Source organism: Lysobacter sp. P5_B9 (assembly GCF_054049835.1).
In genome coordinates this window covers 267557-281335 of record NZ_JBFULP010000002.1, presented here as the reverse complement: position 1 = coordinate 281335, position 13779 = coordinate 267557, and the positions used below count along the sequence as shown (strand labels likewise).

Sequence of the window (13779 nt, the reverse complement as noted above, 5' to 3'; positions counted from 1 at the left end):
GACCACCATGGACATCCGTTCACGGCACGCACTGCTTTCGCTGTGCATCGCGCCGTCGCTGCTGTTGTCGGCCTGCGGCGGGGGTGGGATGACCCGGTCCGAGCCCGCGCCCGCGGCGCAGCCGCCTCCGCCTCCACCTCCGCCCCCTCCTGCAGCGGCCCAGACCGGACCGTGCCAGGCTCCCGTGACCGGTCCCTGCAATGTCACCACGCCCGGCGTGCTGGCATGGAACGAATTCGGGATGACGGGCGGTCGCCAGAGCGACTTCGAGTTGAACGTCACCGGAGGCGGTTGGCTGAACCTGCGAGGCGGTGAATACCGCTTCGGCCGCACCAGCATCAGCGGCGCAAGTCTCGTGGTCTGGGACACGCTGATCTCCGATGTGTTCGTGCTGCACGACGCCTCGTACCAGGGCAAGACCTCGCTCTGGCTGACGGGCACGGTGCGCGGCAACGTGACCAACGACGACTTGCTGAGCCTGCGGCACAAGTGCGGCACGGGCCTCAACGCATGCATCGAGGACCGCCACAGCCGCATCGAAGGCAATTACACGCAGGGCGCAACCGCCGAACTCGAAGCCGTGCTCGGCTGGGACCTGCAGATCACCGGCAGCGCGGCGCTGGATGGCAAGTTGACGCTGGTGCGCGGCACCTCGCAGTCCTACGTGATGCCGACCGCACCGGCCAGCGTGCTGATCCTGCACGCGAACGGCGGCATTGCCGGGCAGTTCGCCAGCTGGGGCAGCGACGGCCTGTTTGTCGAGGGCACCGTCCGCTACGCATCCAACGACGTGTTCTTCGATGCGACGCGCATCTCCGTGCAGGCCGCCATGGCCAGCGCCGGCCAGGATCGCGAGACCCTGGCCGTGGCCTCGCGCCTGGACCGCTCTTTCGGCCGCGCCGATGGCTTTGCCGCGGGTCCGGCCAGTGCGCTGAGCGAGACGCAGCGCCAGTTCGTGGCGTCTGCCGCGTCTATCCAGCACATCGGCGATGTCGAACAGGCCCGCCGCAGCCTGGACAGCCTGAGCGGTCGTGCGCATGCACTCGCGGCGGCAGCATTGGACGATCAGTTCGCTTCCAGCACGGCGCGCCTGCGCACGCGCCTGGATGCACTGGCTCCGGGAGCCGCCACTCCACGCATATGGTCCGAAACCTTCGCGGATTCGGGACGACTCAGCGGTGCGCATGCCACTGACGGCGTCGCGAGCGGATACGAGGCGTGGTTGTCGTCGAACTGGCTGGTGGGCGGGAGCGTCGCGAGCAGCGAGTCCTCGATGCATTTCGACCGCTACGGCGGAGAAGTGGCCGGGCAGACGCCAATGGCCAATGCCTATGCGTACTACCGCGACACGCACTGGTACGCGACGGGCGTGGCAGGAGTGGCCAGCACGTCGTTGCAGACGCGGCGCCCGATCGACCTGGGCATTGCAGGCCTGCACGACGCGCAATCGCGGCGCCGGGTCGGGGAACTGCAGATCCACGGCGAAGTCGGTGGCAGGGTGAACGTCGGGCGCGGTCGGCTGTCGCCGTTCGTGGGGCTCGACTACGCATACCGTCGCGACGACGGCTTCACCGAACAGGGCGACACCGGCTTCGAATTGGCCGCGGCCCCGGCGTCCACTGGCCTGCTGTCAGGCTCGCTCGGGCTGCGCTTCGCCCAGGACTGGCGTTTCGAAGGCAATCGATGGCTGCGCCTGGACCTGGACGCGCGCTACCAGCGACGCGTCGCCGATTACGGTGACGACCCGCAGGCCGCGTTCGTCGGCACCCCGGACGTCGCCTTCGAACTCGCCGCCTGGCAGCCCCTTGGCAGCAGTGCCATGACCCTGGGCTTCACCGGCGGATTGGACCGGTACTGGCAGTGGTCGCTGGACTACGAACGCCAGTTCGGCACGAACATCGACGACTCCGGCTGGCTCCTCGGCGTACGCCGCGAATTCTGAGCGGCTGGGCCGCGCGCCAACGCCGGCCATCGGCCGCGCCGGGAGCCCGCGAATGCGGTCCGGCGCGCCCGGCGGGGCGCGACCGGCAGGCCCGATCGTGCGGGGCATTGCTCGTCTTCAGGATCGATTGCACGATTTCCGCCGAAACTGAACCCCTTCGGTTCACGGCGCCATGCTTGCAATGAAGACCTCTACCAAGACCCTGCTCGCCCTCACTGCCGCTGCCGCGTTCGGCGGCTTCGCTGCAACGGCGCTGCGCGACGCGTTCGAGGTGCCGGCCGAGGCCGCTCCGCTCGCCGCGGCCGCCGTGCCCACCGTTGCCGCGTTGCCGGCTGCGGTCGGCACCACGCCGGTGCCCTCGCTGGCGCCGATGCTGGCCCGGGTCACGCCCGCGGTCGTCAGCGTGCACACCAAGCAGCGCGTACAGGTGGGCGTGGGGCCGTTCGCCAACGATCCGGTGTTCCGCCGCATGTTTCCGCAGCTCACCCAGGAGCGGATCAACGAGTCGCTGGGTTCGGGCGTGATCGTCGATGCGGCGCGCGGGCTGATCCTCACCAACCACCACGTCATCGAAGGCGCGGACGAGGTCTCGGTGACGCTGTCCGACGAGCGCACCTTCAAGGCTGAATTCGTCGGTTCCGATCCCGACACCGACGTCGCGGTGATGAAGATCAAGGCCAGCAACCTCAGTGCCTTGCCGCTGGCCGATTCCAGCCAGCTCAAGGTCGGCGACTTCGTGGTCGCGGTCGGCAATCCGTTCGGCATCGGCCAGACCGTCACCTCGGGAATCGTGTCCGCGGTGGGCCGTAGCGGCCTGCGCGGGCTGGGCTACCAGAACTTCATCCAGACCGACGCCTCGATCAATCCGGGCAATTCCGGCGGCGCGCTGGTCAACCTGAACGGCGAGCTGGTCGGCATCAACACCGCCAGTTTCAATCCGCGCGGTTCGATGGCCGGCAACATCGGCCTGGGCTTCGCCATCCCCACCAGCATCGCGCGCGGGGTGATGAACCAGCTGGTCGCCACCGGCGAGGTGCGCCGCGGCACGCTGGGCCTGGAAGCGCAGGACGTCGATCCGCGCCTCGCGCAGGGCCTGGGTCTGGGCGAAGCGCGCGGCGCCGCGGTAACGCGCGTGTTCTCGGGTTCGGCCGCGGCGGCCGCGGGCCTGAAGCCGGGCGACGTGATCGTCGGCGCCAACGGCGAGCGCATCGACGACCGCAATGCGTTGCGCAACTTCGAAGGCCTGCAGTCGGTCGGCAGCCGCGCGACCCTGGACGTGGTGCGCGACGGCAAGCCGCTGCAGCTCAGCGCCAGCCTGCGCGAGCAGCCGCGTGCACTGGCCGGGGCCGAACTCGATCCGCGCCTGGACGGCGCGACCTTCGCCGAGCTGCCGGCCTCGCTGCGCCAGTCCGGCGCCAGTGGCGTGCTGGTCGAGACGGTGGCCGGCGGCAGCCGCGCCGCCCGTAGCGGCCTGCAGAGGGGCGACATGGTGGTGGCCGCGACCAGCGGCGACTTCGACGACCTGCCCGGCTTCCGCGCCAGCTTCACACGGTCACCCGCAAGGTTGGTGTTCCGTATCATCCGTGGCGGCGGGCGCGGCGATATCGAGATGCTGTAACGCCGCGCTTTCCGCTTCGCCATCCCCAGGAGAAAGAGCATGTCCCCCACGAATACCGATGGCATGAAGTCCCATCTCGGCGAAGCCGGCGGCCACCTCAAGCAGGCCGCGGCGGACACGGGTGATGCGCTGCGCAGCGCCGCGAGCGCGGCGGCCGACGAGTTGCGGCTGGGCAAGGCCAACGTCAAGGCCGACCTGGCCGACGGCGCGCTGGCCGGGCTCACCGCCGCCGAACACGCCGGCGGCGTGGCGCGCGAGCAGGTGGACGCGCTGATGGACAAGGGCCGCGACCTGATCGACAGCGCAGCGGACCTGATCCGCGAGCGGCCGCTGGCCTCGTTCGGCGTCGCATTCGCCGCGGGCTGGATCATCGCTAAGCTCGCCCGCAGCGGCGACAAGTAAGCCTCGAATGTAGCCCGGGCGGGTCCGGGCGCCATCCGCATGGACGTTGTCGGGAACATCCCTGCGCAGGCGTCGCTCGCCCGGGCTACTCTCCAAGGCCAACAGGGCCATGTCGGCCAGCGGGCAGGCGATGGACGAACCGCACAGCGACGACACCACTCCGAATCCTGATGCGCGCAAGCCGCCGGCACCCGACCTGGCCGATTCGCTGCGCCAGGTCGGAGACGCCGGCCGGGCCGGACTGAAGGCCGCCAACGATGCCGCCAAGGCATTGCGCGTGCTGGTCAGCGCCGACCTGTCGCTCGCGCGCAGCGCCCTGGGCCGTGCTCTCGCTTTCACCGGCGTGGCGATCGCGTTCGGCGCTTCGGCCTGGATTCTGCTGATGGCCGCCGTCACCGCGGTATTGCACGATGCACTGGGCTGGTCGTGGACGCTGTCACTGGCCGTGTGCGCGGCGACGAGCCTCGTGATCACGGCCCTGGGCATGTGGCGCGCGATGCACTACTTCGAGCACACGCGCATGCAGGCGACACGGCGGCAGCTGGCGCGCCTGGGGATCGGCGAACTGGCCGGCTTCATGCCCGATGCGGATTCGGGCGAATCCACCCGGCACGCCGCCGAACGCGTGGCCGACGCGACCAGCGGCACGCCGGTGAAGAAGGGCCTCGGCATCGACGTCACGCCACCCTGAAGCAGCCGCACGACCAGCGTTCCACCCCGCCTCCACTTCGAGCCACGCATGGGTTTCAAGCAACTCCTCACCAAGGTGCAACAGGCCGAAGCCGCACTCGAGACGCGCGAGCGCCGCGTCGGCGCCGAGTGGCAGCGCTTGAAGGTCACGTGGAAGGAGGCGTGGACACCCGGGCGCGTGATCATCGCGGGACTGGTCAGCGGCTTCGCCGTGGGTCGCGCCCAACCCTTGCGCGCCGCTGCGCGCAGCGGCCAGGTCATGCAGCTGGTGACGATGCTGTCTGGCCTGTTCGCCGGCGGCAGCGCGCAGGTCGCGGCGACCGAGGCGGAACACGCGGCGGACACCGCCGAAGGCGTAGCCGATGCGGTCGCGCCGCAGGCGGGGTCCACGGCACCGGATGCCGCGCCGTCGGGAGCCATGCCGTCGGGAGCTGCGCAGGCGCCAGCGGCGCAGACACCGCCGTCGCAGGCACCGTCGCAAGCTGCCGCTGCACAAGACTTCCCACCTTCCGAGCCCTGAGCCGTGCCCCTGTCCGAAACCGTCATCAAACCCGCGGCAAAGAGCGACGCCGGCCCGGCTCCCGATCCAGTCACCGATTCCACCCGTTCGCGTCCAAGCTCATCCGCGGCCGCGCTCGTACTCGCCACCATCGCGGTGGGCACGGTGCTGTGGGCGGCGCAGGACCTGATCCTGCCGGTGCTGCTGGCGATGTTCTTCGCCCTGATCGGCAACCCGATCATCCGCGTGCTGCAGCGGCTATGGATTCCGCGCTTCCTTGGCGCGCTGCTGGTGCTGGCCGGCGGCCTGTTCCTGGCGGGCGCGCTCGGCAACCAGCTGATCGAGCCCGCGGGCGAATGGGTGCGCCAGGCGCCGCGCGAACTCAAGGAACTCGCGCCGAAACTGCGCGAGATGGTCAAGCCGATGCAGGAAGCGAACAAGGCCGCGGAGAATTTCGCCCGCGCCGCCGGTGGCGAATCCAGGTCGGTGCAGGTGGTGCGCACCGAGGTCAACGACCCCTATCGCGTCCTCACCACCACGCCGCGCATGCTCGCCTCGGTACTCGCGGTGGTGCTGCTGACGTTCTTCTTCATGGTCTATGGCGAGGGCCTGCAACGCAACGCGATCGCGCTGCTGCAAAGCCGGCAACGGAAGAAGTTCACCGTCGAGGTACTGCAGTCGATCGAAGCCGAGTTGTCGCGCTACGTGCTGACCATCAGCGTGATCAATGCGGTGGTCGGGTTGGCACTCGCCACTTCGCTGTACTTCCTCGGCCTGCCGCTGCCCGAAGCGCTGTTGTGGGGCACGATGGCCATGCTGCTCAATTACGCGCCGTATGTCGGCCCGCTGGTCGGGATCACGGTCATGCTGCTGATCGGCCTCGCGGCATTCGATGGCCTCGCGGCGCTGCTGCCCTCCGGCATCTACCTGCTGCTGCACACGCTGGAAGGCCAGATCGTCACCCCGATCGTGCTGGGCCGGCGCATGCGGCTGTCGCCGCTGGTACTGATCCTCGGGCTGATGGTGTTCGGCGCGCTCTGGGGCCTCGTCGGCCTGTTGCTGGCGGTACCGCTGCTGGTGTGCGTGAAACTGGTCCTGGAGCGCACCCAGGGCATGGACGGCTGGGCGCGGCTGCTTGAATGAACACGCCCGCGACCAAATCGACACACCCGCGCACCCCGCGCCGCGCGGGCGGCTAATATCGGCAAACAACCGGCTGTAGTCCCGCGAACACCCCGCAGGCGGCCGAAACCGGCAAACAACCGGCTGTCATCACGAGAACACCCGCCGCAGCCCGCAATTCAGGGCCCCCGCCGTCCGCCGTTACAATAGTGCGGTGAGCTTCCCGATCCGCGCCATCACCCTCGACCTCGACGACACCCTCTGGCCCTTCGCGCCGATCGGCGCGCGGGTCGAACAGGTGCTGCACGACTGGCTGGCGGCGAACTGCCCGCGCACCGCCGCGCAGTTCCCGATCCTGCGCATGCGCGAGCTGCGCGACGAACTCAACGCACAGCACCCGCACCTGGTCCACGACTTCAGCGCGATGCGGCGGATGACGCTGGAGCGCGCGATGCGGCTGGCCGGCGACGACCCGGTGCATGTCGATGCCGCGTTCGAAGCGTTCTTCGCTGAACGCAATCGCGTCGAGTTCTATCCCGACACGCTCGCCGCGCTGCAGCGACTGGCCGCGCGGGTACCGCTGGCGGCGCTGAGCAACGGCAACGCCGACCTGTCGCGCATCGGCGTGCACGTGCACTTCGCCTTCCAGCTCGGCGCGCGCGAACACGGCGCGCCCAAGCCCGTCGCCAGCATCTTCCACGCCGCCTGCGAGCGCCTCGATGTGGCGCCCGCGCAGGTGCTGCACGTGGGCGACGACATCGACATGGACGTGGTCGGCGCCCACCGCGCCGGCCTGCGCACCTGCTGGCTCAATCGTGAGAACCTCGCCTGGCCGCACGACGATGTGCGCCCGGACCTCCAATTCGCCTCCCTTGCCGCACTGGCCGACTGGCTGGATGCGCAGCATCAACAGGAAGAAGTAGCCGCATGACCCTGCCCGCTGGCCTCACCCGTGATTCCGCCGCCGTCCCCTTGCATGTGGTCACCCGCGCGGATTACGCCGAATGGCGCTCAGCGCAACCGACCGCGGTCGGTACCTGGCTCGATGCACAAGGCTTCGACGGCAGCGCGTATACCGCGCTGGTCGTGCCCGATACCGACGGCAGCATCGCCGCCGCGGTGATCGGCGTGGGCGACCGCCTCGATCCGTCTTCCTACGGGCACGCGCCGTTCGCGCTGCCGGCATGTGCGTGGCGCCTCGCCGACCGCCTCGACCCGGCCGAGACCGCCGCCCTGCAGCTGGGCTGGGGCCTGGGCAGCTATCGCTTCAACCGCTACAAGCAGCCGCTGCGCGCGCCAGCGACGCTGGAAATCGAAGGCGATACCGACGACATGCTCGCCGAACTGGCCGCCTGCCTGCGCGTGCGCGACCTGGTCAACACGCCGACCGAGCACATGGGCCCGGACCAGCTCGAGCAGGTGTGCTGCGAGATCGCCGAACGTTTCGGCGCGCATATCGACGTGGTCAGCGGCGACGACCTGCTGACCAGGAATTTTCCGGCCATCCACTCCGTCGGCCGCGCCTCCCACCGCGCGCCGCGCCTGATCTCGCTGACCTGGGGCAACGCCGCGCATCCGCATATCGCCATCTGCGGCAAGGGCGTGTGCTTCGACACCGGCGGCCTCGACCTCAAGCCTGCCGACGGCATGCGCAACATGAAGAAGGACATGGGTGGCGCCGCGCACGCGATCGCCCTGGCCGAGCTGATCATGTCGCGCGAGCTGCCGCTGCGCATCACCCTGCTGGTGCCGGCGGTCGAAAATGCCATTGGCCCCAACGCGTTCCGTCCCGGCGAAGTGGTCGCGACGCGCGCCGGCATCAACGTCGAGATCGACAACACCGATGCCGAAGGCCGCGTCGTGCTGTGCGATGCCCTCGCCTACGCCGCCGAACAGCAGCCGGACCTGCTGCTCGACTTCGCCACCCTCACCGGCGCCGCGCGCATCGCGCTCGGCCCCGACCTGCCCGCCGTGTATTCGAACGACGAAGCCGTCGCCGCCGCCTGGCTCGACGCCGGCGCGCAGCTGCGCGACCCGCTGTGGCGCATGCCGCTGTGGCGTCCGTACTGGCGCTACCTCACCAGCACCGTCGCCGACATCGCCAACGGTGGCCCGTCGAAGATGGCCGGCAGCATCACCGCCGCGCTTTACCTCGAACGCTTCGTGCCCCTGCAGCAGAAGTGGGCGCACCTCGACGTCTATGCATGGAACGACAGCGACCGTCCCGGCAAGCCCACGGGCGGCGAGGCGCAGGGACTGCGCGCCGCGTACGCGATGCTGAAGGCGCGCGCCGCAGGCTGATCGTGGCCTGATGATGTGCACGGCTTGCGGATCCGCCGTGCACCCCCCGTCGCCACGCGCTTGGCGGCGACACGCCGACCCGCCACACTGGGCCCTCACGCCAGGGACCGGCGCTCTGTCGTGCGCGAGAAACTTACTTCCGGCAGGTTGGCGCATGACGGACGACGCGTTCACACTGGCGCCGCCTTGAAACCGGGCGGTCGAAACGGGCCTCGCCCGTTCGTCTTCCCGACATGCCGCCCGTTTGCGCCCGCCCCAGACTCAGGATGAAGGTCCGTACCGGATGAACAATTCCGACTTGCTCAAGGAACTCCGCATCGATCGCAGCGCGCCGCCGCCTGCACCGTCGCGCACCGGCCTGTGGATCGGCCTGGGCAGCGCCGCCGCGCTGCTCGTGCTCGCAGTGGTCGGCTGGGTCGTGTTCGGCCGCGACAACGCCATCGAAGTGAAGACCGCGCAGGTGACCGCGCTCGACAGCGCCGGCGGCAGCGCCTCGGTGCTCGACGCCACCGGCTATGTCGTCGCCCGTCGCATGGCCACGGTGTCCGCCAAGATCACCGGCAAGGTGCGCGAAGTGTTGATCGAGGAAGGCCAGCGCGTCGAAGCCGGCCAGGTGATGGCCACGCTCGATCCGATCGATGCCGACGCCCAGCGCGACCTCGCCGCGTCGCAGCTCTCCGCTTCGCGCAGCCAGATCGACATGGTGCAAGCGCAACTGCACGAGGCCGAAGCCAATGCCGATCGCCTCAGCGGCCTGGTGCAGCAGCAACTGGTGTCGAAGGCGCAGTACGACCAGGCCATCGCCGCCCGCGACGCCTTGCGCGCGCAGTTGCAGACCGCGCAACGCAACGCCCGGGTCGCCGGCAGCGGACTGCGCATCGCCTCGCAGGGCGTGGACAACACCATCGTGCGCGCGCCGTTCGCGGGCGTCGTGATCGCCAAGGCGGCGCAGCCGGGCGAAATCGTGTCGCCGCTGTCCGCGGGCGGTGGTTTCACCCGCACCGGTATCGGCACCATCGTCGACATGGATTCGCTGGAAGTCGAAGTCGATGTCAGCGAGGCCTACATCGGTCGCGTGCAGCCGAAGATGCCGGTGGAAGCGGTGCTCAACGCCTATCCGGACTGGCGCATCCCCGCCGAGGTGATCGCGATCATCCCGACCGCCGACCGCGCCAAGGCCACGGTCAAGGTGCGCATCGCGCTGAAGTCGAAGGACCCGCGCATCGTGCCGGACATGGGCGTGCGCGTGTCGTTCCTTGAGCAGGAAGACAAGAAGGCCGCAGCCGTGGCGCAGGCGACGCCGCGCACGCAACTGCCCGCCGCGGCGCTGCGCAAGGACGGCGAGCAGGACATCGTCTTCGTCGTCCACGACCGCAAGGCCGAGCGCCGCGCCGTGCGCCTGGGCGGCAACCTCGGCGACAACCGCCAGGTATTGGCCGGCGTCAGCGCCGGCGAGCAGGTGATCACCGAGGCACCGGCGACGCTGAAGGATGGCGATGCGGTGCGCGTGGCCACCGACAAGAACTGATTCCCCCGTTCCTTCCCGCCTTACCCGTATAGCCCCGAACCGCTGCCCCCCCCAAGACTGAATTTCCCTAAAACCTTCCGCGAGGCCCCGCGATGAACGACATGAGCAACCGAGACGCGATGATCCAGATCCGCAACGTCACCAAGTCGTATGAGCGCGGCAAGCAGAAGGTCGAGGTGCTGCATGGCCTCAGCATCGACGTGCCCCGCGGCGACTTCGTCGCCCTGATGGGCCCGTCGGGCTCCGGCAAGACCACCCTGCTCAACCTGATCGGCGGCCTCGACACGCCCACCTCGGGCGAGATCAGCGTCGACGGCCAGCGCATCGACCAGCTCAAGGGCGGCCAGCTCGCGCACTGGCGCAGCCACAACGTCGGCTTCGTGTTCCAGTTCTACAACCTGATGCCCGTGCTCACCGCCGAGGGCAATGTCGAACTGCCGCTGCTGCTCACCAAGCTGTCCGCGGCGCAGCGCAAGAAGAGCGTGCAGGTCGCGCTGCAGGTTGTGGGCCTGGCCGATCGCGCCAAGCACAAGCCGCGCGAACTGTCCGGTGGCCAGGAGCAGCGCGTCGCGATTGCCCGCGCAATCGTCTCCGACCCCCATCTGCTGGTCTGCGACGAACCGACCGGCGACCTCGATCGCACCACCGCGGATGAGATCCTCAAGCTGCTGCAGGCACTCAACCGCGAACACGGCAAGACGATCGTCATGGTCACCCATGACCCGCTCGCCGCCGGCTTCGCCAACCGCACCCTGCACCTCGACAAGGGTCGTCTCGCCGAACAGGTAGGCGCGTGATGCGCACCGGCCACCGGAGGATCAGCCCATGACCAAGACCGGATTCGTTTTCGCCAATCTGTTCCGCAAGAAGACGCGCACGACGCTCACATTGCTGTCGATAATCGTGGCCTTCCTGCTGTTCGGCCTGTTGCAGTCACTGAACCACATCTTCAACGCCGGCCCCGACTTCCTCGGCGCCACCCGCCTGATCACGCAGGCGCGCGTGTCGTTCACCCAACCCATCCCGCTGTCGATGCTGCCCAAGCTGGAGAGCACGCCGGGTGTCGAGCGCGCCACGCATTCGCAGTGGTTCGGCGGCGTATGGCAGGAGAACACCCAACTGTTCGTGTTCGCGGTCGACCCGCAGCGCCAGCACGAGGTGTATCCCGAGTGGATCATGCCCGACGCGCAGTGGAAGGCCTTCGAGCAGACCCGCACCGGCATGATCGCCGGGCGCAACCTCGCCAACCAGTACGGTTGGAAGATCGGCCAGAAGATCCCGATCAGCTCCAACATCTATCCGCAGAAGAGCAACGGCAGCAAGGCGTGGGCCTTCGACCTGGTCGGCATCTACGACGGCAAGGACCAGGACTTCCAGAAGCGCACGATCACCGTCTTCATCAACCACGAGTATTTCGACGAGGCCAATCAGTTCAGCCACGGGCGCACCAACTTCTACGCGCTCAAGCTGAAGCCCGGCGCGGATGCGGGCCAGGTCGCGCGGACCGTCGATGCGATGTTCGAGAACTCGCCCGACGAGACCAAGACGATGACCGAGAAGGACTTCAACATCGGCTTTGCCAAGCAGATCGGCGATATCGGCATGATCGTGCGCTGGATCCTGTTCGCGGTGTTCTTCACCCTGCTCCTGGTAGTGGGCAACACCATGGCGCAGAGCGTGCGGGAACGCATTCCGGAGCTGGCGGTGCTCAAGACCCTGGGGTTCCGCGACAGCACGGTGCTGGGCTTCGTGCTCGCCGAAGCCGGCGCGCTGTGCTTCATCGGCGGCGTGATCGGCATGGGGCTGGCGACGCTGCTCGGCGCCTTCCTGGAACGCGCCAGCGGCGGCCAGTTCAACATCGCGCTGAGTCCGCCGGTGTGGGGCATGGGGCTGCTTGCGATCGTGCTGATGAGTATTGCCGTGGGCCTGCTGCCGGCGTTGCGCGCGCAGCGGTTGAAGATCGTCGATGCGCTTGCCGGCCGCTAAGGAGACAACCCCATGTTGAGCCAAATCACTGCCATAACCGGCCTGAACCTCAAGAGCATTCCGGAGCGCTGGGCCTCGTCGCTGGTCATCGTCGTCGGCCTGGCCGGCGTGGTCGCGGTGTTCACGGCGCTGCTGGCCATGGCCGTCGGCTTCGAAAGCACGCTCAAGGCGAACGGCCGCAACGATGCGGCGATCATCCTGCGCGGCGGTTCGGACACCGAACTGAACTCCGGCCTGTCCCGCGATACGGCCACGCTGATCAAGCAGGCGCCGGGCATTCGCAAGGGCGCGGACGGCCTGCCGATGGCTTCGTCGGAAGTGATCGTGATCGCCGAGCTGGTGCGCAAGGGCGACACCACCAACGGCGCGAACATCACCGTGCGCGGCGTGCAGCCGGAAGCCTTCGCCCTGCGCCCGCAGCTGAAGATCGTCGAAGGTCGCGCGTTCAAGCCCGGCCTGCGCGAACTGATCGTCGGACGCGGTGTCACCAGGCAGTTCCAGGGGGCGGCGCTGGGCCAGACCCTGCGCATGCGCGGCTCGGACTGGAAAGTGGTGGGCGTGTTCGAGTCCGGCGATTCGCACGACAGTGAGCTGTGGGCCGATGCCGAGGTCGCGCAGACGACGTTTGGGCGGGGTGGCTTCAGCTCGCTGCTGGTGCAGCTCGATGGCGACAGCTCATTCCAGACGCTCAAGGATGCGCTCAAGGCCGACCCGCGCATGAGCGTGGACGTGCAGCGCGAACAGGACTACTACAGCGCCCAGACCAAGCAGTTCCGCCAGCAGATCGGCGTGCTCGCCGGCTTCGTGACCCTCGTCATGGCACTCGGCGCGATCTTCGCCGCGCTCAACACCATGTATGCGGCCGTCGCCGCGCGCGGCAAGGAAATCGCCACGCTGCGCGCGATCGGCTTCGGCGGCCTGCCGGTACTCGCATCGGTGATGATCGAGTCGATGGTGCTGTCGCTGATCGGCGGCGTGCTCGGGGCGGTGATCGCCTACGTGCTGTTCAACAACTTCTCGGTGTCGACGCTGGGGCAGAACTTCACCCAGGTGGTGTTCGCGTTCAAGGTGACGCCGGGGCTGGTGATGACCGGCTTGATCATCGCGCTGGTCATCGGCTTCTTCGGCGGCTTGATGCCGGCGTGGCGTGCGGCGCGGATGCCGGTGACCACGGCGTTGCGCACGGCGTAGTCCGGGCTCTCGTTCGCAACATCGACAGGCCGCAGCAATGCGGCCTGTTTTTTTGGTCCCCGTCAGGCTTCCGCGACGTTCGCGCGAAAATGGAAGCACTCGATACCGAGGCCTTCGCGGAAATAGAAACGATGCGCGTCTTCCCGCTTCACGTGGGAGATCAGCTGGAGCTGGCTGCAGCCCAGCGCTCGAGCCTCGTCCTTCAGCCGCGCCAGCAGTCGCGCGCCATGGCCGCGCGAACGCGCGCGCTCGTCCGTGACCAGGTCGTCGACGTAGAGCAGCCGCCCGCAATACAGCATGTTCATGATGCGATAGCCGGCGACGGCGCGGACCTGGCCGGCGTCGCGCAGCGCCAGCAGTTGGAATCCGTCGCTGGCCTGCATGTCGCGCACCGTGGCGACGTACTGCTCGCGCTGCAGGTGCGGTCGCAGCTGGTGCATGACGTCGAAGGTCGAAGCGATCTCGTCGTCGCTCTCGGCTCGCAGGAAATCGATCATCGG

Annotated in this window: 13 protein-coding genes; 12 read left to right on the top strand and 1 reads right to left on the bottom strand. The window is 68.5% G+C overall.

Annotated features, from left to right (window positions below; all coding sequences use genetic code 11):
* Positions 1-184: 184 nt before the first annotated feature.
* From ACXJJ9_RS06390 to ACXJJ9_RS06335, 12 genes are all read left to right on the top strand, one after another.
* The gene (locus ACXJJ9_RS06390) at positions 185-1942 is read left to right on the top strand and encodes an autotransporter outer membrane beta-barrel domain-containing protein (RefSeq protein ID WP_457096375.1); all 1758 of its coding nucleotides are present in this window, start codon (positions 185-187) and stop codon (positions 1940-1942) included.
* A gap of 181 nt (positions 1943-2123) precedes the next feature.
* Complete coding sequence (locus ACXJJ9_RS06385; protein ID WP_457096374.1) at positions 2124-3560, top strand: Do family serine endopeptidase; 1437 nt, start codon at positions 2124-2126, stop codon at positions 3558-3560.
* Positions 3561-3599: 39 nt separating this feature from the next.
* The gene (locus ACXJJ9_RS06380) at positions 3600-3962 is read left to right on the top strand and encodes a hypothetical protein (RefSeq protein ID WP_457096373.1); all 363 of its coding nucleotides are present in this window, start codon (positions 3600-3602) and stop codon (positions 3960-3962) included.
* Positions 3963-4071: 109 nt separating this feature from the next.
* Positions 4072-4653 (top strand): phage holin family protein, encoded by a 582-nt coding sequence (locus tag ACXJJ9_RS06375; RefSeq protein ID WP_457096372.1) that lies wholly within the window; start codon positions 4072-4074, stop codon positions 4651-4653.
* A 48-nt stretch (positions 4654-4701) separates the two neighbouring features.
* The gene (locus ACXJJ9_RS06370; RefSeq protein WP_457096371.1) at positions 4702-5172 is read left to right on the top strand and encodes a hypothetical protein; all 471 of its coding nucleotides are present in this window, start codon (positions 4702-4704) and stop codon (positions 5170-5172) included.
* A gap of 9 nt (positions 5173-5181) precedes the next feature.
* Positions 5182-6294, top strand: coding sequence for an AI-2E family transporter (locus ACXJJ9_RS06365; RefSeq protein ID WP_457096595.1), 1113 nt, complete (start codon positions 5182-5184; stop codon positions 6292-6294).
* 193 nt (positions 6295-6487) lie between these two features.
* Positions 6488-7204 (top strand): HAD family hydrolase, encoded by a 717-nt coding sequence (locus ACXJJ9_RS06360; protein ID WP_457096370.1) that lies wholly within the window; start codon positions 6488-6490, stop codon positions 7202-7204.
* Positions 7201-8574 carry a leucyl aminopeptidase family protein gene (locus ACXJJ9_RS06355; RefSeq protein WP_457096369.1) on the top strand — a complete coding sequence of 458 codons (1374 nt, stop codon included), beginning with the start codon at positions 7201-7203 and terminating at the stop codon, positions 8572-8574. The genes ACXJJ9_RS06360 and ACXJJ9_RS06355 overlap by 4 nt, the downstream gene beginning before the upstream one ends.
* Before the next feature lie 283 nt (positions 8575-8857).
* Positions 8858-10102: an efflux RND transporter periplasmic adaptor subunit gene (locus tag ACXJJ9_RS06350; RefSeq protein WP_457096368.1), complete on the top strand. Its 1245-nt coding sequence runs from the start codon at positions 8858-8860 to the stop codon at positions 10100-10102.
* A gap of 101 nt (positions 10103-10203) precedes the next feature.
* Positions 10204-10899: an ABC transporter ATP-binding protein gene (locus ACXJJ9_RS06345; RefSeq protein ID WP_457096367.1), complete on the top strand. Its 696-nt coding sequence runs from the start codon at positions 10204-10206 to the stop codon at positions 10897-10899.
* Between the two features lie 28 nt (positions 10900-10927).
* The gene (locus ACXJJ9_RS06340; protein ID WP_457096366.1) at positions 10928-12088 is read left to right on the top strand and encodes an ABC transporter permease; all 1161 of its coding nucleotides are present in this window, start codon (positions 10928-10930) and stop codon (positions 12086-12088) included.
* 12 nt (positions 12089-12100) lie between these two features.
* A complete protein-coding gene (locus ACXJJ9_RS06335; RefSeq protein WP_457096365.1) occupies positions 12101-13279 on the top strand; it encodes an ABC transporter permease in 1179 nt (392 codons plus the stop codon).
* 62 nt (positions 13280-13341) lie between these two features.
* On the opposite strand, the gene ACXJJ9_RS06330 is transcribed toward ACXJJ9_RS06335, so the two are convergent.
* Entirely contained in the window at positions 13342-13776 is a 435-nt protein-coding gene (locus ACXJJ9_RS06330) for a GNAT family N-acetyltransferase (RefSeq protein ID WP_457096364.1), read from the bottom strand.
* Positions 13777-13779: the final 3 nt, after the last annotated feature.

What these genes read in the sequence shown, in the direction of transcription:
- ACXJJ9_RS06385 (WP_457096374.1), top strand. Translation starts at nt 2,124, where the DNA reads ATGAAGACCTCTACCAAGACCCTGCTCGCCCTCACTGCCGCTGCCGCG.
- ACXJJ9_RS06380 (WP_457096373.1), top strand. Translation starts at nt 3,600, where the DNA reads ATGTCCCCCACGAATACCGATGGCATGAAGTCCCATCTCGGCGAAGCC.
- ACXJJ9_RS06375 (WP_457096372.1), top strand. Translation starts at nt 4,072, where the DNA reads ATGTCGGCCAGCGGGCAGGCGATGGACGAACCGCACAGCGACGACACC.
- ACXJJ9_RS06370 (WP_457096371.1), top strand. Translation starts at nt 4,702, where the DNA reads ATGGGTTTCAAGCAACTCCTCACCAAGGTGCAACAGGCCGAAGCCGCA.
- ACXJJ9_RS06355 (WP_457096369.1), top strand. Translation starts at nt 7,201, where the DNA reads ATGACCCTGCCCGCTGGCCTCACCCGTGATTCCGCCGCCGTCCCCTTG.
- ACXJJ9_RS06350 (WP_457096368.1), top strand. Translation starts at nt 8,858, where the DNA reads ATGAACAATTCCGACTTGCTCAAGGAACTCCGCATCGATCGCAGCGCG.
- ACXJJ9_RS06345 (WP_457096367.1), top strand. Translation starts at nt 10,204, where the DNA reads ATGAGCAACCGAGACGCGATGATCCAGATCCGCAACGTCACCAAGTCG.
- ACXJJ9_RS06340 (WP_457096366.1), top strand. Translation starts at nt 10,928, where the DNA reads ATGACCAAGACCGGATTCGTTTTCGCCAATCTGTTCCGCAAGAAGACG.
- ACXJJ9_RS06335 (WP_457096365.1), top strand. Translation starts at nt 12,101, where the DNA reads ATGTTGAGCCAAATCACTGCCATAACCGGCCTGAACCTCAAGAGCATT.
- ACXJJ9_RS06330 (WP_457096364.1), bottom strand. Translation starts at nt 13,776, where the DNA reads ATGATCGATTTCCTGCGAGCCGAGAGCGACGACGAGATCGCTTCGACC.